This window comes from Aureimonas phyllosphaerae, from assembly GCF_047943035.1.
Taxonomy (GTDB): Bacteria; Pseudomonadota; Alphaproteobacteria; order Rhizobiales; family Rhizobiaceae; genus Aureimonas; species Aureimonas phyllosphaerae.
Genome location: NZ_CP181348.1, coordinates 2,945,625 through 2,969,406, shown reverse-complemented (window position 1 = coordinate 2,969,406; position 23,782 = coordinate 2,945,625). Strand labels below are relative to the sequence as shown.

Below are 23,782 nucleotides of genomic sequence, written 5' to 3'. Positions count from 1 at the left end.
ATGACAGCGAGGGGGAACCCGCGCCGCGCCGAGACCGGGGGTTGGTCGAAGGCCAAGGGCGCTCTGTTGGCGGGTGTGGCCGTGGCCGCCCTCGCCTCGGCCTCGCCTGCATTGGCGCAGGCTTCGCTTGGCGAACTTGGTGGCACCGTTTCGGTCCCCGAGGGAACCCAGCTGTTCCTGGAAGCCGATACCGTCACCTACGACAGCGACCGTCAGGTCGTTCGCGCGGCGGGCGGCGTGCAGATCGACTACGGGCCCTACAAGCTCGTGGCGCAGGACATCGTCTACGATCAGGCTAGCCGGAGGCTTGTCGCGTCGGGTGACGTCGAGCTCGTCGAGCCGACGGGCAATCGCATCTATGCCGACTCGATCGACGTCACCGACGACTTCGCCAACGGCTTCGTCCAGGCGCTCCGCATCGAGACGCCGGACAACACGCGTTTCGCCGCCGGACAGGCCGTCCGCCGCGACGGCGCGGTGACCACCTTCGAGCGCGGCATCTACACGGCCTGCGAAGCCTGCGAGAAGAATCCGGACCGCCCGCCGCTCTGGCAGGTCAAGGCACGGCGTATCGTCTGGGATCAGAACGCCAAGGTCATCCGCTACTACGGCGCCCGCTTCGAGCTGTTCGGCAAGCCGCTGGCCTACCTCCCCTACTTTGCCTCGCCCGACCCCACCGTGAAGCGGCAGAGCGGGCTTCTGGCGCCCTCGTTCAAGTCGTCGGACAAAACCGGCTTCGGTGTTCGCATCCCCTACTACTTCGCGATCGACGAGTCGTCCGACGCGACGATCGCCGGTACCTACTTCACGAAGCAGGGTTTCCTCGCCGAGGCCGAATACCGCAAGGCGTTCGAGAACGGCTACATCACCCTTCAGACCGCCGGCATCAGCCAGGCGAACCCTGATCGTTTCAACGACTTCCGGTCCGACAACGTTCTCGGCTTCGCCGATCCGGTGGACGAGACGCGCGGCATGGTCGGCACCACGGGTCGCTTCGCGCTGAACGATCGCTGGACGTTCGGCTGGGATATCCTGGCGCAGAGCGACTCGAACTTCTCGAACGTCTACGAGATCGAGAACTTTTCGGAGATCTACCGAACGTCCGAGGTCTACCTCACCGGCCTTGGCGACCAGACCTTCTTCGATCTGCGCGGGCAGAAGTTCGACGTTCAGACCGAGAACACCCTCACCGACCGCGTTCAGCCCTACATCTGGCCGACGCTGGACTACCAGCGCATCGACGAGAACCCGGTCCTCGGCGGACAGCTCGAATACAACGTGAACGTGACCAACCTGTCGCGCAACGCGTCGAGCCCCGGCTTCCTGCTGATCTGCCAGAGCGAGTTCACGGTTTCGGGCGTCTGCGAGCAAGGCAACAGCTTCCCGTTCAGGACGGACTATTTCCGTCGCAATGCGCTGGAGGGCGACTACTCGCGCGCGTCCTTCGATGCGCGCTGGCGCCGAACCTACACGACCGATGCCGGACTGCAGATCACGCCCTCGCTCTCCGGTCGCGGCGATCTCTACCGGGCCGACATGAGCCAGATCGGCTATGCCAACGGAACCCCGCTCGGTCTCGGCGGTGTCGAGGTGGACGAAGCCGGCGGCCGCGCGATGGCGACGGCCGGGCTGGAGGCGCGCTACCCCTATCTCATCGAAACGGCGAACACGCAGCACGTCATCACACCGATCGCGCAGCTTCTGCTGCGCCCGAACGAAATGGATGCAGGTCGCCTGCCCAACGAGGACGCGCAGAGCCTCGTCTTCAACGCCGCCAACCTGTTCGATGAGGACAAGTTCTCCGGGTACGACCGGATCGAGGGGGGCACGCGTGCCAATGTCGGCGTGCAGTACAGCGGCGTCTTCGGCGCCGGCTATTCGCTCGACGCCCTGATCGGGCAATCTTTCCATCTCGCGGGCGAAAACCCGTACTCGCAGCTCGACTACGCGCTTGTCGGTTTCGATTCCGGGCTGGAGACCGACCGGTCGGACTACGTGTCGGCGGTTTCGCTCTCCACCCCCTACGGCGTGAACCTCGGAGCTCAGGGTCGCTTCGACGAGGAGACGCTGGACGTGAACCGCGCCGACGTCATGGCCGGTGTCACGATCGGCCGTCTGGACACGGCCGTCACCTACTCCCTGATCGGCGCGCAGCCGATCTACAGCTTCCCGGACGATCGCCACCAGGTCACGACGTCCGCGTCGCTGAAGGTAACGGACGAAATCCGCACGTTCGGCTCGATCTCCTACGATATCGAGAACGAAGCTGTGATCAACCGCTCCTTCGGCGTCGGCTACGCCGACGAGTGCTTCAGCCTCATCGCCGAGTACCAGAACACCAACGACCGCTATAACCTGCAGTCGTCGGAGTCGAAGGTCATGTTCAAGCTTGCGCTGCGCACGCTCGTGGATGCCGATTTCGGTTTCGGGGTTGGAAGCGGCGGCTGATTGCGGCTAGAAGACCATCGTTTCGCCAAAGCTCGACGCTAGCCATGCGTCGAGCGCGATTGCTTGTGGGCGATGCGCTGGAACCGGGAGACACGAGAGGCCATGATCGCACGTAACCTTGCCGTCCGACTTGCGGTCTGTTCGCTGCTGGCCTCGCCGCTCGCGCTGGCCGCGACTGCGTCCCTGTCTTCCGCGAGCTTTGCCGCGTCCGAGATCAAGGTCGTGGTCAACAAGCAGCCGATCACCACCTACCAGATCCAGCAGCGCGCTGCGTTCCTCAAGCTGCGCCGCGCGCCCGGCGGGGAGGAAGCGGCTACCAACGAGTTGATCGACGAAGCGATCAAGCGGCAGGAAATCGCGCGCCGACGCATCAACATCCCCGATGCGGCCATCGACGAAGCGTTCGGTCGCTTTGCGAAGGACAACAAGCTGACCGAGGCGCAGTTGACGCAGGTCCTGTCGCAAGCCGGCTTTTCGGCCAAGGGTTTCAAAGACTACATCCGCGTCCAGATGGGCTGGGGTCAGGCCGTGATCGCCAACGTGCGACAGACCGAGCGCCTGTCCGAGCAGGATGTCGTCGCCCGTATGCTGAAGGAGGGCGGCTCCAAGCCGAAGGTCACGGAGTATTCCCTCCAGCAGGTGATTTTCGTCGTTCCCAACGACAAGCGCAGCTCCCAGCTGGATCGTCGCATGTCGGAGGCCAACAGCCTGCGCCAGCGCTTCACGAACTGCCAGTCGACCTTCGAGACCGCCCGTGGCCTGCGCGACGTCACGGTGCGCGACCTGGGACGCGTCGCAGAGCCGGAACTTCCGCCGCGGTGGAAGGATGACATCATGAACACGAGCCGTGGCCGGGCGACCAAGCCGCAGGCGACGGAACGCGGCGTCGAGCTGATCGGCGTCTGCGACACCCGCACCGTCTCCGACGACCAGGTCGCCGCCATGGTGTTCCAGGAGAAGGATCTCGCGGCGATGGGCAAGAAGGAGCCCGATAAGGACTATCTTGCCAAGTTGAAGGAGAAGGCGACGATCGTTCGTCGCTGACGTGTCCCTCCGCGCAAGTCCCCTTCCTCTCGCCGTCTCGGTCGGCGAGCCTTCAGGCGTCGGCGTCGACGTCACGCTGGCGGCGTTTGAGCGTCGCCAGGTTCTGGATCTTCCGACCTTCTTCCTGATCGCCGATCCGGAAATGGTCGCGAGCCGCGCCGAAAGGCTCGGGCTCGACGTGCAGGTGCGCACCATCGGTCGCCCGTCCGAGTGCGGCGCGGATGCACGGTTTCTCGACGTCCTGCCGCTGGTGAACCACCATTCCGAAGCGCCCGGGCGCCCCGACCCGGCCAACGCGGCTGGAACGATCGAGGCCATCGACCGGGCGACGCGTCTCGTCCTCGAAGGATCGGCGGGAGCGATCGTCACCAATCCGATCGACAAGAAGGCCCTTTACGACGCGGGCTTTCGCCATCCCGGACATACCGAGTATCTGGCCGATCTCTGCGCGAACCTGACAGGGCAGGCCTGCCAGCCGGTCATGCTGCTGACCGGACCGGACCTATCCTGCGTGCCCGTCACGATCCACATTCCGCTGGCGGACGTCCCGGCGGCTTTGACGTCCGAACTCATCCTCTCAACGGCACGCATCGTCGCGCGCGATCTTCGCGCCCGCTTCGGGCTGGAGCGTCCGCGGCTTGCAGTTTCCGGCCTCAACCCGCATGCCGGCGAGCGCGGGGCGATCGGCCATGAGGATGAAAACATCATCCGCCCAGCGGTCGAGATCCTGCGCACCGAGGGGTTCGATGTGGTCGGTCCTCTGCCCGGCGATACGATGTTCCATCCCGAAGCCCGTGCGCGGTACGACGTCGCGCTGTGCATGTATCACGACCAAGCCCTGATCCCCGCAAAGACGCTCGCTTTCGACGAGACGGTCAATGTGACGCTCGGTCTGCCGATCATCCGCACCTCGCCCGATCACGGAACCGCGGCGGATCTCGCGGGCACCGGGACCGCACGGCCGAACAGTTTCATCGCGGCTCTGCGCCTCGCGGGCCGGATGGCCGGCGCGACGGAAGCCGGGCAGGACGCGGCAGCTTGACGACGGCCTTTGACGGCCTGCCACCGCTCCGGCAGGTGCTGGAAGCGCATGGCCTCGATCCGCGCAAGGCGCTCGGCCAGAACTTCCTTCTCGACCTGAATCTTACTGGGCGCATCGCACGACAGGCGGCGCCGCTCGAAGGCGCGACCGTGGTCGAAGTCGGCCCAGGCCCTGGCGGGCTGACCCGTGCCCTGCTGGCTCACGGGGCGGGCAAGGTCATCGCGATCGAGAAGGATCCGCGCTGCACGCCCGCACTGGCGCAGATCGCTGATCACTATCCCGGACGGCTCGAAGTCATCGAGGGCGACGCGCTGGCGATCGATCCGGCATCGCTCTGCGACGGTCCGTTCAAGATCGTCGCCAACCTGCCCTACAATGTCGGCACGCAGCTTCTTCTGAACTGGATCACCGGTCCGAGCTGGCCGCCGCGCTGGACCGATCTGACGCTGATGTTCCAGAAGGAGGTCGCCGAACGGATCGTTGCGGGCCCCGATGACGACCATTACGGCCGTCTCGGCGTGCTCTGCGGATGGCGTACGGACGCCGAAATCCTGTTCGACGTATCCCGCGAGGCGTTCACGCCTCCCCCCAAGGTCACCTCCGCGATCGTCAGGATCGTGCCGAAGACCTCGCCGCTTCCTGCCCGGCTCGCCGACATCGAGCGCGTGACCGCGGCCGCTTTCGGGCAGCGCCGCAAGATGCTGCGGCAGAGCGTCAAGTCTGTGGGGGGCGAAGCGCTTCTCGAACGCGCCGGGATCGACCCGACACGGCGTGCCGAGACCCTCTCGGTGGCGGAGTTCGTCCGCCTCGCCAACGCGCTGGCGGCTTGACCGCGCTCAGCGGCTGTCGAGCTTTCCGATATCGGCGGACGCCTGTTCGAGGAGAACCGACGTGAAGTCGAAGAGGCCGGGGCGCCGGTCCCGTCGCAACCGTTCGGCATTCACGATCGAGAGAACCGCCGAGAAGGCTCGATCGAGATCGTCGTTGATCACGACATACTCGTAGTCCCGCCAACGCTCGATCTCGACCTTCGCATTGCGCAGGCGCATGGCGATCGTCTCGCTGGAATCCTCCGCACGGCGCAGGAGACGCGACTTCAACTCCTCCATCGACGGGGGAAGGATGAAGATCGACACGATGTCGGCCTTCGCCTTCTCCTGCAGCTGGAGAGCGCCCTGCCAGTCGATGTCGAACAGCATATCTCGGCCGTCGCGCATGGCCTTCTCGGCCGCTTCGCGCGGGGTGCCGTAGAGGTTTCCGTGGACCTCGGCCCATTCCAGCAGCGCGTCGCCATCACGCAGACGGAAGAACTCGTCCCGCGTGATGAAGTGGTAATGAACGCCGTCGATCTCGCTGGGTCGGCGGGTGCGGGTCGTCACGCTGACCGACAGCGAGAACCGCGTATCCTGCTCCAGGAGGCTTCGCGCGATCGTCGACTTCCCTGCACCCGAGGGTGACGAGATGACGAGCATGAGGCCGCGTCGTGCGATCCGGACGGGGGACTCGATATCGGCCTGCAGTTTCATTCGATGTTCTGAACCTGTTCGCGCAGCTGGTCGACGACGACCTTCAGCTGGAGGCCGATGGCGGTCAACGAAGCCGCATTGGATTTGGAGCACACCGTATTCGATTCGCGGTTAAATTCCTGCGCCAGGAAATCGAGGCGACGACCGACAGGACCCTCTTGGGCCAGAAGGTCGCGGGCTGCATGAATGTGAGCGGTAAGCCGATCCAGCTCTTCGCGTATATCGGCGCGCGTCGCGATCAGGGCGGCTTCCGCATGAAGACGAATTGGATCAAGTCCTCCGGCCGCGCCGGTCAGCTCGGCGACCTGCCGCGCCAAACGGGCGCGAATGGTCTCGACGTCACGGCTCGGGTCCCGTTCGGCGAGATCGACCAGACGTTCGATCTCGTCCAGCCGGCCGTTCAGGACGGAAGCAAGTTGCCGGCCCTCGTCCGCTCTCGATGCGACGAGACGCTCGACCGCCTCGACCAGTCCGGCCAGAACATCGCGTTGACGCGCGGCATCGTCCTCCGGGTTGGCGACCCGCTCCGCAACGTCGATGACGCCACGGAGCGCCAACAGTCCGTCTGCAGACGGCAAGGTCGCGTGGCCGTCGCGCACGAGTTCGCCTGAAAGCCGTAAAACGGCATCCAGCATCTCACGATGAATGACGAAGGGCAGCGCCTCGTCGACGACGCGCCGCAGGTTGAGTGAGACCTGCAAATTTCCCCGGCTCAGCCGGCTCGCGACGATGCGGCGGACGTCCGCCTCGATGTTTTCCATCCCCTGCGGGAGGCGAAGCCGGACCTCCAGCGCCTTACCGTTGACCGATCGCAGTTCCCAGACGAAATCAGCGTCGCGCGTCGCGCCCTCGACACGGGCAAAGCCCGTCATGCTGTTCAACGGCATCTGGTCTCCGCTGTTGTGCGCGCTCGCCGTTGGCGGCCTGCCGCACGCCTACTGCGCAACGGCAGGATTTTCCGGCGAGTCGGCCTCGGCGCGCGCGGCAGCGGCCGCCCGCTCGATGTCGCGATAGCGACGGACATTGGCATTGTGCTCGTTGAGCGTGCGGGCGAAGGCATGGCCGCCCGTTCCGTCGGCGACGAAATAGAGGTCGCGGGTGTCGAGCGGATGAGCGACGGCCTCGAGCGACGCGCGGCCCGGATTGGCGATCGGGCCGGGCGGTAGGCCGCGGATCACGTAGGTGTTGTAGGGCGTCGCCCCAGCGATGTGCGATTGGCGGATCGGTTCGTCCGACGGCTTCCCGGCGCCACCCCAGACCCCGTAGATGATCGTCGGATCGGACTGGAGCCGCATCCCGTCGCGCAGACGGTTGACGAAGACGGACGCCACGTGCGGACGCTCCGCCGCGATTCCGGTCTCCTTCTCCACGATCGATGCCAGCGTCACGAACTCGCCGATATCCTTCACCGGCAGGTCGTCTTGGCGCCCGGCCCAGATCTGTTCGACGAGTTCCGACTGGGCTTCCTTCATCCGATCGACCATCGCCGATCGCGTCATGCCGCGCGTGAACGTGTAGGTTTCAGGAAGCAGGGTTCCCTCGGCCACCATCGGCGGCAAATCGCCGACGAGAACCGGATCGGCCGCGAGACGCGCGTAGATCTGGTGGACGGTCCAGCCCTCCGGGATGGTGACGGCATGCTGGATCGAATTGCCGCTGCGAAGCGTCTCCATGACGTCGCGCATGCTGGCACCGGGCGCGAAGGCGTACTCGCCGGCACGGATGCCGGTGTCGCCGCGACCGCTCAAACCCTCCAAGGAGGCGACGCGCACTCCGTATTCGAAGACCTGCGCATCGCTAACGATACCCGCGCGCTCGAGCCCGGCTGCGACGCTCTCCAGTCCGGCGCCGCGGCTGACGAGATAGGTCGCTTCCGTCTGCAGCGGACCGGCGCTGTCGAAGGTCTGCTTGCCCCAGTAGAAGACGAGCCCCCCCGCCACGGCCGCGAGAAGCGCCAGGCTGAAGCCGAAGTTCATCAGGATCACGAAGCCGTTTCGCGCATGCCGGGAGCGTCGTTTCGGCTTGTTGCGACGGCTCGATGCCTCGCCGCTGGGCTGGAGTTGTTCGTCGGAACCATGGGTCACGGCGGACCTCCCTGTACCAGTTGCAGGTGAGCGCCCGTCCATCGCGCCCGCTTGGCCGGCCTGTCCGCAGTCATGACTGCGTGAGCTGCCGGCGTCCTCACGCAGGTAGCAGCATTCGAATGTGGCGAAAGCCGGAAGGGCTCAGCCTTCGAAGCGGCGCAGAACGACCGATGCGTTGGTGCCGCCAAAGCCGAACGAGTTCGACAAGGCGATATCGATCTGCTTCTCGCGCTTCTTCAGCGGAACGAGATCGATCTTGGTCTCCACGGACGGATCGACCAGATTGAGCGTCGGCGGCGCGACATTGTCGCGGATCGCGAGCGTGGCGAAGATCGCCTCGACGGCACCGGCAGCACCGAGAAGGTGGCCGATGGCCGACTTCGTCGAGGACATCGAAATCTTCGACGCCGCATCGCCGACGAGCCGCTCGATGGCGCGCAGCTCGATCTCGTCGCCGAGTGGCGTCGAGGTGCCGTGGGCATTGATGTAGTCGATCTGGTCGGCAGTGATGCCGGCGCGCTTCAGCGCTGCCTTCATGCAGCGATAGGCGCCGTCGCCGTCTTCGGCCGGAGCCGTGATGTGGTGCGCGTCGCCGGACAGACCGTAGCCGATGACCTCGGCATAGATCCGCGCGCCGCGAGCCTGGGCATGCTCGAGTTCTTCGAGGACGACGATGCCGGCGCCCTCGCCCATGACGAAGCCGTCGCGCCCCTTGTCGTAGGGTCGGGAGGCCGCCGTCGGATCGTCGTTGTAGCTGGTCGAGAGGGCGCGGCAGGCGGCAAAGCCCGCCAGGGACAACCGTCCGACCGGCGATTCCGCACCACCCGCCACCATGACGTCCGCATCGCCCAGCATGACGAGGCGCGCAGCATCGCCGATCGCATGGGCGCCGGTCGAACAGGCGGTCACGACGGAATGATTGGGCCCTTTCAATCCGTTGCGGATCGAGACATGTCCGGATGCGAGATTGATGAGGCTACCCGGAATGAAGAACGGGCTGATCCGTCGAGGACCCTTCTCCGCCAGGATCAACGAATGGCGCTCTATGCCTTCGAGGCCGCCGATGCCCGAACCGATCAGAACGCCGGTGGCGCACTGATCGTCATAGCTCTCGGGATGCCAGTCGGCATCGTCGAGCGCTTCGGCGGCAGCGGCTACGGCGTAGACGATGAAATCGTCGACCTTGCGCTGCTCCTTCGGCTCCATCCAGAGATCGGCATTGAACGTGCCGTCGGAGCCGTCGCCGCGCGGGATCTGGCATGCAATCTGGCAAGGCAGGTCCGAGACGTCGAAACTTTCGACCCGGCGAGCCGCGCTGCGGCCCTCCAGCAGACGCTTCCATGTCACATCGACGCCCGCCCCGAGGGGGCTGACCATTCCGACGCCGGTGATGACGACTCGTCTCATTCCGAACTCTTAAAATGAAGGGCGGGCCAAGCCCGCCCGCCGATCTCAGGCCTGGTTCTTCTCGATGAACTTCACGGCGTCGCCGACCGTGAGGATCGTCTCGGCCGCATCGTCCGGGATCTCGACGCCGAACTCTTCTTCGAACGCCATGACGAGCTCGACCGTGTCGAGGCTGTCGGCGCCGAGGTCGTCGATGAACGAAGCGTTCTCGGTGACCTTCTCCTGCTCGACGCCCAGGTGCTCGACGACGATCTTCTTCACCCGTTCAGCGGTATCGCTCATGGTCATTCCTCTGTTGAGATGGCTTTCGCCGTTTCGTTAGACGCCGGGGTTCCGTTAATCAAGCGTTACCCCGTCGGTGCTGGTCCAAGCCCCATCTGCGAAGATGTGGGCGGATTCGTTAGCTCGGCGAGACCTGCGGCTTAGCATGGCGAAAGCGCGCTGGCCAAGCCGGGTTCAGATCATCGCCATGCCGCCGTTGACGTGCAGCGTCTGGCCCGTGACATAGGCCGCCTGCTCCGACGCGAGATAGAGGGCGGCGGCGGCGATCTCGGCGGGCTGCCCCATGCGGCGCATGGGGATCGCGCCCATGATGGCTTCCGTCTGCTTCTCATTGAGCTTGCCCGTCATCGCGCTCTCGATGAAGCCCGGCGCGATGCAGTTCACGGTCACGTTGCGCGAGGCGATTTCCTGGGCGAGCGACTTCGAGAAGCCGATCATGCCAGCCTTCGCAGCGCAGTAGTTGGTCTGACCCGGATTGCCGGTGACGCCGACGATCGAGGTGATGTTGACGATGCGGCCGTAGCGGCGGCGCATCATCTGGTGCGTCAGCGCGCGGGTCAAGCGGAAGACGGCGGTCAGGTCGACCTCGAGGACGCGATCCCAGTCGTCGTCCGACATGCGGACGAACAGCCCGTCCTTGGTGATGCCGGCATTGTTGACGAGGATGTCGACGCCGCCGAGTTCCTTGTCCGCAGCCTCTGCAAGGCCGCTCTGCCCCTCGCGGCTGCCGAGATCGGCCGGGAAGACGTGGACGCGCTCGCCGAGGGAGCTCGCGAGTTCGTCCAGCTTCTCGCGACGTGTGCCGTGCAGACCGACCGTCGCGCCCGCCTGATGCAGCGTGCGAGCGATGGATTCGCCGATGCCGCCGCTGGCGCCCGTGACGAGGGCCTTGCGGCCGGAAAGATCGAACATGTGCCGCTTCCTTACGTTGGAGAGTGTCAGGCGAGGCGCGCGAGCGCCGGCTCGATATCCGCCGGCTTGCCGACGCTGACGGCCGACAGACGCGAATCGATGCGCTTGGCGAGACCCGACAGGACCTTGCCGCTGCCGACCTCGAGCAGGAGATCGACGCCGCCGTCGGCGAGATAGGTCATGCTTTCGCGCCACCGCACCTGGCCCGTCACCTGCTCGACGAGATGCGCCCGGATCTCCTCCGGGTCCGAGATCGCGGAGGCAAGGACGTTTGCGACCAGCGGCACCCGCGGCGAGACGAGCGTAGCCGTGCTGAGGGCCTCCCGCATCTTTTCCGCGGCTGGCTGCATGAGCATGGAATGGAACGGCGCCGATACCGATAGAGCGATCGCGCGCTTGGCACCGGCGGCCTGCGCAGCCTCCATCGCGCGTTCGACAGAAGCCTTCGTGCCGGAGATCACGATCTGCCCACCGCCGTTGTCGTTGGCGATCTGGCAGACGCCGCCCTGCCCGGCCTCGGCGCAGACGGACTGAAGCGTCTCGTGATCAAGCCCCAGAATGGCGGCCATCGCGCCCTCGCCGGGTGCCACGGCCGCCTGCATCGCGTCGCCGCGGATCCGCAGAAGCCGCGCAGCATCGGCGACCGACAGCGAACCGGCTGCGGCGAGCGCGGAATATTCGCCGAGCGAGTGGCCGGCGACAAAGTCGCCGGATGCGCCAAGGTCGAACCCGCGAGCCTCCAGCGCCCGCATCGCCGCAAGCGATACGGCCATCAGCGCCGGCTGGGCGTTGGCGGTGAGGGTCAACTGGTCTTCCGGGCCGTTCCAGATCACGTCGCTCAGCTTCTCGCCGAGGGCGTCGTCGACCTCCTCGAAGACGCGACGGCTCTCGGGAAAGGCGTCCGCGAGTTCACGGCCCATTCCGACGGCCTGGCTTCCCTGTCCCGGAAAAACAACCGCGAGCGTCATAGCCTTCTCCCATATCGTTCAAAGGTCGCGTAGTGCGGAGCCGGGCGCGGCCTGTCAAGGCGACGCGACCCGTCCTCCGGCGCATTCACGCTTGGTCGTCCATGAAACGGTCGGAGTGTCGTTAAGACCTCGGAAACTCCGACACCCTTACGCTGCGGCAGTCGTTGGCACAAAACCGGTCGCCGAGACTTTTAGAGACCGGATCGAGGGTGCAGCCCCTCGGCACGACAGACATGAAGCAGGGAGCGAATCGAGTGACGGAACGCACGGATCATACCGGGCGGGATGGTCGCGGTCTTGTATCGGCCCCGACCACCCACCGCGATTTCGAAATCCTGTCAACCGTCCCGGTCGGCGTGCTCGTCCTGCGCCGCGACGCGTCCTTCCTCTTCGCGAACGAGGCCGCAGCCAACCTGTTCGGCGGAACCGCGGCACTATCCTGCCTTGCCGAGACGTTCTGCCCGACGGACGGCACGGAACTCGAGGACAACCTGCGCCACGGGCATCGCTTCGAAGCCATCGTCGCCGGGTCGGACAGTCATCGACAGGTGATGGTGAGCGTGGCGGAGCTGATGAGAGCCGACGAATCCGACTTCGTCGTCAGCCTCACCGACGTCACCGAACTGAAACGGGCGACCGAGCACGCCGAGTTTCTGGCGCACCACGACCCGCTGACGCGCCTCGGCAACCGCACCCTCCTGCAGTCCGTATGGGACGCGATCGAGGAGCGTCTCACCGCCGGCGAAGGCCCTATCCATGCGCTTGCGCTGGATCTCGACCGCTTCAAGGAGGTCAACGACCAGCACGGCCACGCGATGGGCGATCTCGTGCTCCGGCAGGCCGCCGAACGCATCCGCACGGCGGTCGGTGATGCCGGTCAGGTCTTCCGCTTCGGCGGCGACGAATTCTTCGTGATGCTGGACGGTCTTTCCCGCGAGACGGCTGTCGAGGTTGGGCGCCAGATCGTCGAGGCCGTCGGCGAACCGATGTCCGTTCTCGGTCACCGGATCACGATCGGTTGCTCGGTCGGTATCGCCTCGGCACCGCTCGACGGCACACGGCGGGACGCTCTGCACCGCGCGTCCGACATCGCCCTCTACGACGTCAAGCATCAGGGACGTGGCGATGTCGCCTGCTTCGACCCCCTCCGCGAGCAGTCGATGCTCGATCAGCGACTGCTGCAGGCGGATCTGATCGTGGCGATGGCAAACGACGCCATCGACCTCGCTTTCGAAGCGCAGCATGACAGCGTATCGGGTGAAATCGAGAGCGTCGAAACCGACCTGACCTGGACGAATACCCGGACGGGCCAGACGCTCGCTGCCGACGACCTGAGAGCGTTGGCCGCGGACGCCGGCCTTTCGTATCTCCTGGATCTCTGGTCAATTCGACGTGCGGTCTCGAGCTTCGTCGAGCGCCACCCGACCGAAGGCACCTGTCGCCATGTGGCTGTGACGGTCGATGCCACGACCTTGCTGAACCCCGATCTCGTCGACGCGACGCTTCGCGTCCTGGCGGACTGCGGGCTGTCGCCTGATCGGCTTGAACTGCAGATCGTGGAAAGCGCCGTCCTGGCATCCTGCGACGAGCTGACGCCTGCCATCCGGCGCCTGACGCAAACCGGCGTGCGGCTCGTCATCATCGGTTTCGGTGCCGGTCGCCCGGACCTCGGCTATCTCCGCTCGCTGGGCGTCGCCCGGCTGAAGCTCGACCGAAATCTCGCGGCACGCATTCTCGGGGACGCCGATGCCGAGGCGATGATGGGAGCGGTCTGGACCCTCTGTCAGCGCCTCGGAATCGAGATGTCGGCCGACGGCATCGCGACCGACCGGCAGTGGCGCGCCCTTCAGCGCTTCGGTCGGATGCGAGCGCAGGGGCCATATTTCGCCGGCAAGGCAGAGCCGACCATCGCGGCGGTGAGCCGCGGCAGCGACGCAGGCTTCGGCTGATCCACGGGTTCTGGCTTGCCATCCGGGCCGTCCTCGTCTATGGCGTGCGCCGTCATTGCCCGTGCGTCAGCCGGGGGCTGAACGGAAGGCGGTTCGTTTCGACGCCGCCGGGTTGGGGTGCGCCCCTGTCCGACTTCCCGTGTTCCCGCTCTCGACCGTCTCTATCGACGCGCCTTTCCGCCCCCGGCCATCTTGGCCAACAGGAGAGTCGCAGAGGCTTAGCCGCTGTCGCCGGGCAAATGCGCAACCGATGGAAAGGCAAACGCCATGGCTCTTTACGAGCACGTTTTCCTTGCCCGACAGGACATCAGCGGCCAGCAGGTCGAGGCGCTCGTGGATCAGTACCGCGGCGTGATCGAGGCCAATGGCGGCAAGGTCGGCAAGGTCGAGAATTGGGGTCTCAAGACCCTCACCTACCGGATCAAGAAGAACCGGAAGGCGTACTACACGCTGATGAACATCGATGCGCCGTCCGCGGCCGTCGACGAGATGGAGCGCCAGATGCGCTTCAACGAGGACATCCTGCGTTACATGACGATCCGCGTCGAGGAGCACGACGAGGGTCAGTCCGCGATGATGCAGAAGCGCGACGACCGTCCGCGCCGTGGCGACCGTGACGGTGGCGACCGCCCCCGCCGCGAGGACCGCCCGCGTCGCGAGGACGATGACCGTCCGCGCCGTCCGCGCAACGAGGAGGCCGCGTAATGGTCGACATCGCCCAGCTCCCCACGCGTCGTCCGTTCCATCGTCGCCGCAAGTCCGACCCGTTCGCGTCGGGTGACTCGCCGAAGATCGATTACAAGGACGTCCGTCTCCTGCAGCGCTATATCTCCGAGCGCGGCAAGATCGTTCCGTCGCGCATCACGGCGGTGTCGCAGAAGAACCAGCGCGCCCTCGCCCAGGCGATCAAGCGCGCCCGCTTCCTGGGCCTCCTGCCCTACGTCCTGAAGTAAGGACGGCGAGGCGCCTCCTTGGGGCGCTCTCCTGAAAGATCGGCGGCGGGTCACGGCCCGTCGCCTTCCCTTTTCCACCGCGTTCGGCACCGGTGGATCACGAAGGTTTCGAGAAGAGCCGAGTTGGGGCGATCGGTCCCCTAACTGCCGCAGGCAGGACAGCGAAACGAGCCCATGCAGTTCTCAGCCCTCCCTATCGGACTGGTCGCCGGCGTCGCAGCGGCTCTTCTGTTCGCCGGCGTGGTGACCCAGTCGCCCGGCGCCGTGGTGCTGGCTCTCGCGGCTCCCGTTCCCATTTTCATCGCAAGCCTCGGCTGGGGCAGCCGGGCCGGCTTCATCGCGGCTGCGACCGCCGCCATCGCGATCGCGGCGTTCACGGGCGCCGTTCTGTCGGGCGTGACGATGCTGCTCGGATCGGCGCTTCCCGCGGCGGCCGTGGGGCACATGGCCGGACTTGCGCGCCCTCGCGACGACGGCGCGGGCCTCGACTGGTATCCGGTCTCCCGCCTTCTCTTCGCGATCCTTTGCATCGCCGCAGCGACCTGCGTCGTGCTCGGTCTCCTGATGAGTTATGATGCTGCCGGTCTCGAGGCCGCTGTCACACAGGCTCTCCTCGAGCAGCCGGACGGTACGATCACGGGCGAGCAGGAGATCCGCAGCTTCGTCCAGCTCGTGGTGTCAGCGATCCCCTTCGTGCAGCCGATCATCTCGGTCCTCACCTGGATCGGCTGCCTCTACGTCGCAGCCGCGATCACGCGCATCAGCGGCCGCCTTCCCCGCCCGAAGGACGATCTCCCCGCGGCGACGACGCTGCCGCGTGTCGCGCTCCCGATCTTCGCTCTGGGTCTCGCTGCGTCCTTTGCACCGGGCATCGTCGGTATGCTCGGCGCCGTGCTGACCGGCGCGTTCGGCATGGGCTTCACCCTTGTCGGTCTCGCCGCGATGCACCGTCGCACGCGTGGTCGTCCCGCCCGCGGGCTGGTTCTCTTCTCCGCCTACGGCGCGATCATCCTCCTGTTCATCCCGCTTTTCGCCTTCCTGGTTCTTGGGGTCTTCGACACGGCCCGAAACCGGATGGCGGACGCATCCAACACCTGACCTTCAAACAAAGGAACAAAACCATGGAAGTCATTCTTCTCGAGCGCATCGCCCGCCTCGGCGGTCTCGGCGACACCGTCCGCGTGCGCGACGGCTTCGCACGCAACTACCTCCTGCCGACCGGCCGCGCGCTCCGCGCCAACGAGGCGAACCGCGCCAAGTTCGAGTCGCAGAAGGCCTCGCTCATCGCCCGCAACGACGAGCGTCGTTCGGAAGCCCAGGGCGTGGCGGACCAGCTCGAGGGCCTGCGCCTCGTGATCGTGCGCTCGGCTGGCGAGACCGGTCAGCTCTACGGTTCGGTCTCGGCGCGCGACATCGCCGACATTCTGAAGGAGCAGGGCTACAACGTGAACCGCAACTCGGTGGAGCTGAACGTTCCGATCAAGGCGATCGGCCTCCACACCGTGAAGCTCAACCTCCACGCCGAGGTGCAGGTCACGATCGAGGTGAACGTCGCCCGCTCTCAGGAAGAGGCTGAGCGTCAGGCCAAGGGCGAGAAGCTCAACTCGGCCGACGCGATCTACGGCGAGAACGAGGATGCCGTGGTCCCCGGCGGTGGCGAGTTCTTCGAGGAAGGCGCCGAGGACGAGGACGACCGCGGCTGACAAGCCTGAGGCGGCGGGCGAACTGCCCGCCGCAGCTCTGTGCACAGGAAGGGGTTTCCGGCTTCGACCGGGAGCCCCTTTTTCGTTCATAGGCTGGCTTCTGCCCCTGGGTTCGTCCACAGCTTGTCCACCGCCTTTCCCAAGGCCGTCCACCGCCTGCGGTGTTTTTCTGATCCCCGCTCTCGAACTGTTGGCCCGGAAGGCCCAACTCGGTTAAGAGGAATGTTTACCCAATCCGACGAGGTCGAGCGATGGCGGAAGCCGCACGCAAATTCGAGGAGGAGGCCCCGCTCTATCGTGAGGCGCCGGCCAACATCGAAGCCGAACAGGCGCTTCTCGGCGCCATCCTGGTCAACAACGACGCCTATTACATCGTCCACGACTACCTGAAGCCCGAGCATTTCTACGAGCCGATCCACCGGGAGATCTTCTCCAAGGGCTCGGCGATGATCCGCATGGGCAAGATCGCGACGCCCGTGACGCTGAAGACGTTCCTTCCGGCGAACGACCGCATCGGCGACATGACGGTCGCCCAGTACCTCGCGCGGCTCGCCGCCGAGGCGACGACGATCATCAACACCAACGACTACGGCCGCGCAGTCTACGACATGGCGCTTCGCCGATCGCTGATCCGCATCGGCGAGGACATGGTCAACGCCGCCTTCGACGCGCCGGTGGACGCCGAGCCGAAGGAACAGATCGAGGACGCCGAGAAGGCCCTCTTCTCGCTGGCGGAGACCGGTCGCTACGACGGCGGATTCCAGTCGTTCGAGGATGCGATGGCGCTGGCCATCGAGATGGCGGGCGCAGCCAAGGATCGGGACGGCGGCCTGTCGGGCATCTCGACCGGCATCCGAGAGCTCGATCGACGCCTCGGCGGCCTGCAGCACTCGGATCTCATCATCCTCGCGGGCCGTCCCGCGATGGGCAAGACGTCGCTTGTCACCAACATCGCCTTCAACATCGCGGCGGCCTACGAGCCAGCCGAACAGGCCGACGGCTCGTTCAAGGCGGCGAACGGCGGCGTCGTCGGGTTCTTCTCGCTGGAAATGTCGGCCGAACAGCTGGCGACGCGTATCATCTCCGAGCAGTCGGAGGTCTCGTCGTCGAAGATCCGGCGCGGCTCGATCACCGACGCCGAATATTCCAAGCTCGTCGCCTGCACCGAAATGATGCAGAAGGCGCCGCTTTATATCGACCAGACGGGTGGTATCTCGATCGCCCAGCTCGCCGCGCGCGCCCGGCGGCTCAAGCGTCAGCGCGGGCTCGACGTGATGGTGATCGACTACGTGCAGCTGATGCAGGGCTCGGCCAAGACCGCCGGCAACCGCGTGCAGGAGATCACCGAGATCACGACCGGCCTGAAGGCTCTGGCGAAGGAACTCCACGTCCCGATCATCGCCCTGTCGCAGCTGTCGCGTCAGGTCGAAAACCGCGACGACAAGCGCCCCCAGCTGTCCGATCTTCGCGAGTCCGGTTCGATCGAGCAGGACGCCGACGTGGTGATGTTCGTGTATCGCGAGGAATACTACCTGCAGGCCAAGGAGCCGAAGCTCGGCACCGACGAGCACATGAAGTGGCAGCAGGAAATGAACGAGGCGCGCGGCAAGGCCGAGGTGATCATCGCCAAGCAGCGCCACGGACCGACGGGCGCGGCGCAGCTGGCCTTCCAGGCCGAGTTCACGCGCTTCACCGATCTCGCCGAGGAGAGCCACCTGCCGGAGCGCTACGAGTAGTCGGGCTGCCCGCGACCCTTGTTGCAGGCGGCGTGTTCGGTCAGCGAAGTAGGTTCGTCGTGGCGAGTTCGACGACCTCGTCGCCTCGCCCGGACATGATCGCGCGGAGCATGTAGAGGCTGAACCCTTTCGCCTGCTCCGCCTGTATCTTTGGCGGCAACGAGAGTTCCTGCCGTGCCGTCACGACGTCGACGAGGGCGGGTCCGTCGTGCGCGAAGGCTTCGCGCAGCGCCGGCTCCAACGCCTCCGAGTCCGACACGCGGATGCCGCGCAGGCCGATCGTCTGCGCCATGGCCGCAAAATCCGGGTTCTGCAGATCGACATAGGTCGGCAGGTAGCCCGCCGCTTTCTGCTCCATCTCGACGAAACCGAGGGAGCCGTTGTTGAAGACGACGATCTTCACCGGCAGCTTCATCTGGACCGCCGTCAGCAGTTCGCCCATGAGCATCGCCAGCCCGCCATCGCCCGACAGGGATACGACCTGCCGATCCGGGAAGGCCGCCTGCGCGCCGAGCGCCTGTGGCAGAGCGTTGGCCATCGAACCATGATTGAACGAGCCGATCAGGCGGCGGCGGCCGTTCATCTTCAGATAGCGCGCGGCCCAGACCGACGGCGTCCCGACGTCGGCTGTAACGATGGCATCATCGCTGACGAGCTCGCTGACGAGCCGTGCGACATATTGTGGGTGCAACGGCTTGCCCGCCCCGCGCGGCGTGGCGAGGTCGTCCAGTCCCTCGCGCGCCTTTCGATAGTGGGCGAGCGCGGCTTCGAGGAACGTCCGGTCGCGGCCGGCGGCGATCCTGCCGGCCAGCGCAGAAGCAAACTCCCCAGCATCGGCCTCGACCGCGAGATCGAGGGGAACGCGTCGGCCTAGCGCCGACGGGTCCGTATCGACCTGAATGACCTTGGCGCCCTTCGGGTAGAAGTTGCGATAGGGAAAGTCGGTGCCGAGCATCAGGAGCACGTCGCACTCCATCAGCGCATGGTAGCCCGACGAGAACCCGATGAGGCCGGTCATGCCGACGTCGAACGGGTTGTTCCATTCCATGTGCTCCTTGCCGCGATAGGCGTGGACGATCGGCGCGGCCAGCCGGTCGGCGAGAGCGACGACCGCATCATGCGCCCCGGCCGTACCGGCGCCTGCGAGAATCGTCACCCGCTTCGAGAGATTGATGATCCCGGCCGCCTGCGCCACCGCCGCATCGTCCGGCAGACGGCGCGCGAAAATCGGCGCGGCGAACGCGGGCACGTCGCCTTCGATGTCCAGCATCGATACGTCGCCGGGCAGCACGATCACCGCCACGCCCTTGCGGGCGATCGCCGTGCGCATCGCGCGGTGCAGCACTTCCGGCATCTGGCGAGGGTTGCTGACCAGTTCGCAGAAATGGCTGCACTCGCGAAAGAGTTCGGTGGGATGGGTCTCCTGAAAGTAGCCGAGGCCGATCTCGCTCGACGGAATCTGTGCGGCGATGGCAAGCACCGGTACGTGATTGCGCTGGCAGTCGTAGAGGCCGTTGATGAGGTGGAGATTGCCGGGTCCGCAGCTGCCAGCGCAGACCGCAAGGCTGCCCGTCGCGGCCGCCTCCGCACCCGCAGCGAAGGCGGCGGCCTCCTCGTGGCGCACGTGGAGGAAGTCGATGCGGCCGTCCTTCGCCTGTGCGGCGGTCAGTGCGTTCAGGCTGTCGCCGGTGACCCCCCATATCCGTTTGACGCCCGCCTCGGCGAGGGTCTGAATCATCAGTTGAGAGATCGTGGTCATCGCATACTCCGGCGCCGGTTGCGGCTCTTCCGTGGACCGTGTCAGAACGGCCCCCCTTCCGAGACCGTTCCTTGCGCGACAAGCGATGCAGCCATGCACTGTGAACGACGCGGCCCCTTGCACGCGCCGTGACGCCGGAATCCTTGTTTCCCGTTTGTTCTCATGCCATCTACAGGGCGTCGATCACATCGCGGTACCCATGGCCAAGACCAAGACCACCTTCATCTGCCAGAACTGCGGTTCGGTGTTCACCCGCTGGCAAGGCAAGTGCGAAGCCTGCGGCGAGTGGAACACGATCGTCGAGGAGAGCGACACCAACGGGATCGGCGGCGGGCCGTTGCGCTCCAAGCGCAAGGGGCGTCCCGCGGCTCTCATGCCGCTGTCGGGCGAGACCGAGGAGGCACCGCGCATCGTCTCGGGCATCGCAGAGCTCGACCGGGTAACCGGCGGCGGCTTCGTGCGCGGATCGGCCCTCCTCGTCGGCGGCGATCCCGGTATCGGCAAGTCGACGCTCTTGATGCAGGCGGCCGCGGCGCTCGCGCGCGGCGGGCACAAGGTGATCTACGTTTCGGGTGAGGAGGCGGTGGCGCAGGTGCGCCTGCGCGCCCAACGCCTGAAGGCCGCCGATACCAGCGTCCAGCTGATGGCCGAGACCAACATCGAGGACATTCTCGCGACGCTCGGACAGGACAAGCGACCCGATCTCGTCATCATCGACTCGATCCAGACGGTCTGGACCGACATGGCCGAGTCGGCGCCCGGCACGGTGACGCAGGTCCGCGCCGGCAGCCAGGCGCTGATCCGCTATGCGAAGTCGAGCGGCGCGGCGGTGATCTTGGTTGGCCACGTGACGAAGGAGGGCCAGATCGCGGGGCCTCGCGTCGTCGAGCACATGGTGGACGCCGTTCTCTACTTCGAGGGCGAAGGCGGACACCACTACCGCATCCTGCGCACGGTCAAGAATCGCTTCGGGCCAACGGACGAGATCGGCGTCTTCGAGATGAGCGACATCGGCCTGCGCGAGGTCCAGAACCCGTCCGAACTCTTTCTCGGCGAGCGAAACGAGCAGGCGCCGGGCGCCGCCGTCTTCGCCGGCATGGAAGGCACGCGGCCGGTGCTGGTCGAGATCCAGGCGCTCGTCGCGCCCTCGACGCTCGGTACGCCCCGCCGCTCGGTCCTCGGATGGGACCAACCCCGGCTCGCCATGGTGCTGGCCGTGCTGGAAGCCCATTGCGGCGTGCGGCTCGGGCAGCACGACGTCTACCTCAACGTCGCCGGTGGATATCGCATCCAGGAGCCGGCGGCCGATCTCGCCGTCGCGGCGGCGCTCGTCTCGTCGCTATCTGGCCAGCCGCTTCCGACGGACTGCGTCTATTTCGGTGAGATCAGTCTGTCCGGTTCCGTGCGCCCCGTCGCCCATGCGGGCCAGCGGCTGAAGGAGGCGGAAAAGCTCGGGTTTCGCCAATCGGTTCTGCCTTCTGCGAGCGCCGATCTTCCCCGGAACCGGGAGGTCGCGGCGCATGAGATCGAGAGCCTGCCGCACCTCGTGGCACGGGTCGCGGGGCGGCAGCTTCAATCGGAGACTTGATTTTCCACTGTCTTCGCAGTGTAAGACACGGGTAACGGGCGTCGGCCGTGCCGCCCGATGGAAGCCAGACCGGAAAACGAATGACCGTCACCCTGCTGGATGCGATCCTGATCGCCATCATGCTCGTATCCGGGCTTCTGGCGATGGTTCGCGGGTTCTCCCGCGAGATCCTGTCGGTGCTGAGCTGGGTCGCGGCCGCCGCGGCGGCCTACGCCTTCTACGAGCGGCTGACGCCGTTCATGTCGAACTACATCCACAACGAGAAGATCGCGCTGGTGGCCTCGGCCGCCGCCATCTTCTTCGGCACGCTCATCGTCGTGTCGTTCATCACGCTGAAGATCGCGGACTTCATCATCGACTCGCGCATCGGTGCGATCGATCGCACGCTCGGCTTCCTGTTCGGCGCGGCCCGTGGCCTGCTGCTCGTCGTCGTCGCGATGGTGTTCTTCAACTGGCTGACGCCGCCGCAGTCGGGCAACCAGCCACCCTGGGTGGCGCAGGCCCGCTCCAAGCCCTTCCTTGACGAGCTGGGAAACCGCCTCGTCAGCGCCCTTCCCGACGACCCGCAGGAGACCATCCGCGACCGCTTCGGCACCCCGGCTCCCGCAGCCGACGGCGCGCCGGCGGGCGAGAACCCGGCAGCCGAGCAGCCCGGTTCGATCGAGGACGCGATCCGCGACAGCGAAGACCAGCCGGCGGAGGCACCGGCGAACTGATCACCGGCGGGGTTGCCCCTGCCGGTCGAAGGGGGGAAGCATGGTCGGCGCGGTGCCATCGCGCCGATCGCATTTTTGTTCGCGAAATCCGGTCGCCGTTCCCATATGCCAAGCGGAACCGGGCAGCGGGCCGCGATGGGCCAGAACGGGTGTGAGATGACCAAGCTCTCCTTCGACGAACTCGACGGCGACACGCTGCACGAGGAGTGCGGCGTGTTCGGCATTCTCGGACACCCGGACGCGGCGACGCTGACGGCGCTCGGCCTCCATGCGTTGCAGCATCGCGGGCAGGAAGCGGCCGGCATCGTCACCTTCGACGGCCAGCAGTTCCACACCGAAAAGCGCATGGGTCTGGTCGGCGACCACTACACCGATCCCGCGACGCTGGCGAAGCTGCCGGGCTTCGTCGCCATCGGCCACACGCGCTACTCCACCACCGGCGAGGTCGCGCTGCGCAACGTCCAGCCGCTCTTCGCCGAACTTGAGGTCGGCGGCATCGCGGTCGCCCACAACGGCAACTTCACGAACGGCCTGACCCTTCGCCGCCAGCTCATTGCCGATGGCGCGATCTGCCAGTCGACGTCCGATACCGAAGTGGTCCTCCACCTCATCGCACGGTCGAAGCACTCGTCCTCCTCCGATCGGTTCATCGACGCGATCCGCAAGGTCGAGGGCGGCTATTCGATGCTGGCGCTGACGCGCACGAAGCTGATCGCCGCGCGCGACCCCATCGGCATCCGCCCGCTCGTGATGGGCGAACTCGACGGCAAGCCGATCTTCTGCTCGGAGACCTGCGCGCTCGACATCATCGGCGCAAAATACGTGCGCGACGTCGAGAACGGCGAGGTCGTGATCTGCGAGATCCAGCCGGACGGCTCGATCACGATCGACGCGCGCAAGGCGCCCTCCCCGCCGCCCGAGCGGCTCTGCCTCTTCGAATACGTCTATTTCGCCCGGCCGGACTCGGTCGTCGGCGGACGCAGCGTCTATGTCGCGCGCAAGAATATGGGCGTGAATCTCGCGGCCGAAGCGCCGGTCGAGGCCGACGTCGTCGTGCCAGTGCCGGACGGCGGCACGCCCGCGGCTCTTGGTTTCGCGCAGGCGAGCGGCATCCCGTTCGAGTACGGCATCATCCGCAATCACTATGTGGGTCGCACCTTCATTGAGCCGACCCAGCAGATCCGCGCCTTCGGGGTGAAGCTGAAGCACTCCGCCAACCGCGCGATGATCGAGGGCAAGCGCGTCGTGCTGGTCGACGATTCGATCGTGCGCGGAACGACGTCGGTCAAGATCGTCCAGATGATCCGCGATGCCGGCGCGCGCGAGGTCCATATTCGGGTCGCGAGCCCGATGATCTACTTCCCCGACTTCTACGGCATCGACACGCCCGACGCGGAGAAGCTGTTGGCGAACCAGCACGATTCGCTCGACGCGATGTGCCGCTTCATCGGCGCCGACTCGCTCGCCTTCCTGTCGCTCGACGGTCTTTACCGTGCTGTCGGCGGCACGGCCCGGGACGAAGCCCGTCCGCAGTTCACCGACCACTACTTCACGGGCGACTATCCGACCCGCCTCCAGGACAAGGAAGCGGCGAGCAACGTTCACCGTCTGGCGGTGATGGCGAGCGGCTGAGCCGCCTGCCGTCCCCCCATTTCAGCGTCAGGA

The 23,782-nt window shown here is 66.1% G+C and carries 21 protein-coding genes; 13 read left to right on the top strand and 8 right to left on the bottom strand.

Annotated elements, in window-relative coordinates:
- The 4 genes from ACLNGM_RS14050 to rsmA all read left to right on the top strand — a co-directional run bounded on the left by ACLNGM_RS14050 (position 1) and on the right by rsmA (position 5,364).
- Positions 1 to 2,448, top strand: a complete 2,448-nt coding sequence (locus ACLNGM_RS14050; RefSeq protein ID WP_416355396.1) for an LPS-assembly protein LptD — start codon at positions 1 to 3, stop codon at positions 2,446 to 2,448.
- Positions 2,449 to 2,550: 102 nt separating this feature from the next.
- A complete protein-coding gene (locus ACLNGM_RS14045; RefSeq protein WP_090959850.1) occupies positions 2,551 to 3,492 on the top strand; it encodes a peptidylprolyl isomerase in 942 nt (313 codons plus the stop codon).
- A 1-nt stretch (position 3,493) separates the two neighbouring features.
- Complete coding sequence (gene pdxA, locus ACLNGM_RS14040; protein ID WP_416355395.1) at positions 3,494 to 4,534, top strand: 4-hydroxythreonine-4-phosphate dehydrogenase PdxA; 1,041 nt, start codon at positions 3,494 to 3,496, stop codon at positions 4,532 to 4,534.
- Positions 4,531 to 5,364, top strand: a complete 834-nt coding sequence (rsmA, locus tag ACLNGM_RS14035) for a 16S rRNA (adenine(1518)-N(6)/adenine(1519)-N(6))-dimethyltransferase RsmA (RefSeq protein ID WP_416355394.1) — start codon at positions 4,531 to 4,533, stop codon at positions 5,362 to 5,364. The genes pdxA and rsmA overlap by 4 nt, the downstream gene beginning before the upstream one ends.
- A gap of 6 nt (positions 5,365 to 5,370) precedes the next feature.
- Here rsmA and gmk read toward each other — a convergent pair whose 3' ends face one another.
- The 7 genes from gmk to fabD all read right to left on the bottom strand — a co-directional run bounded on the left by gmk (position 5,371) and on the right by fabD (position 11,713).
- Positions 5,371 to 6,060, bottom strand: a complete 690-nt coding sequence (gene gmk, locus ACLNGM_RS14030; RefSeq protein WP_090959858.1) for a guanylate kinase — start codon at positions 6,058 to 6,060, stop codon at positions 5,371 to 5,373.
- Complete coding sequence (locus tag ACLNGM_RS14025) at positions 6,057 to 6,947, bottom strand: YicC/YloC family endoribonuclease (protein ID WP_090959861.1); 891 nt, start codon at positions 6,945 to 6,947, stop codon at positions 6,057 to 6,059. The genes gmk and ACLNGM_RS14025 overlap by 4 nt, the downstream gene beginning before the upstream one ends.
- A 48-nt stretch (positions 6,948 to 6,995) precedes the next feature.
- Positions 6,996 to 8,186, bottom strand: coding sequence for an endolytic transglycosylase MltG (mltG, locus tag ACLNGM_RS14020; protein WP_416355393.1), 1,191 nt, complete (start codon positions 8,184 to 8,186; stop codon positions 6,996 to 6,998).
- Positions 8,187 to 8,285: 99 nt separating this feature from the next.
- Entirely contained in the window at positions 8,286 to 9,551 is a 1,266-nt protein-coding gene (fabF, locus tag ACLNGM_RS14015) for a beta-ketoacyl-ACP synthase II (RefSeq protein ID WP_090959867.1), read from the bottom strand.
- A gap of 45 nt (positions 9,552 to 9,596) precedes the next feature.
- Positions 9,597 to 9,833 carry an acyl carrier protein gene (locus ACLNGM_RS14010; RefSeq protein WP_026358398.1) on the bottom strand — a complete coding sequence of 79 codons (237 nt, stop codon included), beginning with the start codon at positions 9,831 to 9,833 and terminating at the stop codon, positions 9,597 to 9,599.
- Between the two features lie 174 nt (positions 9,834 to 10,007).
- Positions 10,008 to 10,745, bottom strand: a complete 738-nt coding sequence (gene fabG, locus ACLNGM_RS14005) for a 3-oxoacyl-[acyl-carrier-protein] reductase (RefSeq protein WP_090959869.1) — start codon at positions 10,743 to 10,745, stop codon at positions 10,008 to 10,010.
- Positions 10,746 to 10,771: 26 nt separating this feature from the next.
- Complete coding sequence (gene fabD, locus ACLNGM_RS14000; protein ID WP_416355392.1) at positions 10,772 to 11,713, bottom strand: ACP S-malonyltransferase; 942 nt, start codon at positions 11,711 to 11,713, stop codon at positions 10,772 to 10,774.
- 254 nt (positions 11,714 to 11,967) lie between these two features.
- Here fabD and ACLNGM_RS13995 point away from each other — a divergent pair, with 254 nt between their 5' ends.
- The 6 genes from ACLNGM_RS13995 (at position 11,968) to ACLNGM_RS13970 (ending at position 18,054) form a co-directional block, all read left to right on the top strand.
- Positions 11,968 to 13,662, top strand: coding sequence for an EAL domain-containing protein (locus tag ACLNGM_RS13995; RefSeq protein ID WP_416355391.1), 1,695 nt, complete (start codon positions 11,968 to 11,970; stop codon positions 13,660 to 13,662).
- Positions 13,663 to 13,929: 267 nt separating this feature from the next.
- Positions 13,930 to 14,367 carry a 30S ribosomal protein S6 gene (gene rpsF / locus ACLNGM_RS13990; protein WP_055884195.1) on the top strand — a complete coding sequence of 146 codons (438 nt, stop codon included), beginning with the start codon at positions 13,930 to 13,932 and terminating at the stop codon, positions 14,365 to 14,367.
- Positions 14,367 to 14,615: a 30S ribosomal protein S18 gene (rpsR, locus tag ACLNGM_RS13985; protein ID WP_055884193.1), complete on the top strand. Its 249-nt coding sequence runs from the start codon at positions 14,367 to 14,369 to the stop codon at positions 14,613 to 14,615. Before rpsF ends, rpsR begins: the two co-directional genes overlap by 1 nt.
- 174 nt (positions 14,616 to 14,789) lie before the next feature.
- Positions 14,790 to 15,713 carry a hypothetical protein gene (locus ACLNGM_RS13980; RefSeq protein WP_416355390.1) on the top strand — a complete coding sequence of 308 codons (924 nt, stop codon included), beginning with the start codon at positions 14,790 to 14,792 and terminating at the stop codon, positions 15,711 to 15,713.
- 23 nt (positions 15,714 to 15,736) lie between these two features.
- Positions 15,737 to 16,318, top strand: coding sequence for a 50S ribosomal protein L9 (gene rplI, locus ACLNGM_RS13975; RefSeq protein WP_090959880.1), 582 nt, complete (start codon positions 15,737 to 15,739; stop codon positions 16,316 to 16,318).
- A 251-nt stretch (positions 16,319 to 16,569) separates the two neighbouring features.
- Positions 16,570 to 18,054 (top strand): replicative DNA helicase, encoded by a 1,485-nt coding sequence (locus ACLNGM_RS13970; protein ID WP_090959883.1) that lies wholly within the window; start codon positions 16,570 to 16,572, stop codon positions 18,052 to 18,054.
- Positions 18,055 to 18,094: 40 nt separating this feature from the next.
- Here ACLNGM_RS13970 and poxB read toward each other — a convergent pair whose 3' ends face one another.
- On the bottom strand, positions 18,095 to 19,813 hold the full coding sequence (gene poxB / locus ACLNGM_RS13965; protein WP_416355389.1) for a ubiquinone-dependent pyruvate dehydrogenase: 1,719 nt from the start codon (positions 19,811 to 19,813) through the stop codon (positions 18,095 to 18,097).
- A 199-nt stretch (positions 19,814 to 20,012) separates the two neighbouring features.
- Between poxB and radA the strand changes: the two genes are divergently transcribed.
- The 3 genes from radA to purF all read left to right on the top strand — a co-directional run bounded on the left by radA (position 20,013) and on the right by purF (position 23,749).
- Positions 20,013 to 21,401 carry a DNA repair protein RadA gene (gene radA, locus ACLNGM_RS13960; protein ID WP_090959889.1) on the top strand — a complete coding sequence of 463 codons (1,389 nt, stop codon included), beginning with the start codon at positions 20,013 to 20,015 and terminating at the stop codon, positions 21,399 to 21,401.
- Between the two features lie 80 nt (positions 21,402 to 21,481).
- Positions 21,482 to 22,117, top strand: coding sequence for a CvpA family protein (locus ACLNGM_RS13955; RefSeq protein ID WP_416355388.1), 636 nt, complete (start codon positions 21,482 to 21,484; stop codon positions 22,115 to 22,117).
- 156 nt (positions 22,118 to 22,273) lie between these two features.
- Positions 22,274 to 23,749, top strand: a complete 1,476-nt coding sequence (gene purF / locus ACLNGM_RS13950; protein ID WP_416355387.1) for an amidophosphoribosyltransferase — start codon at positions 22,274 to 22,276, stop codon at positions 23,747 to 23,749.
- Positions 23,750 to 23,782 lie beyond the last annotated feature (33 nt).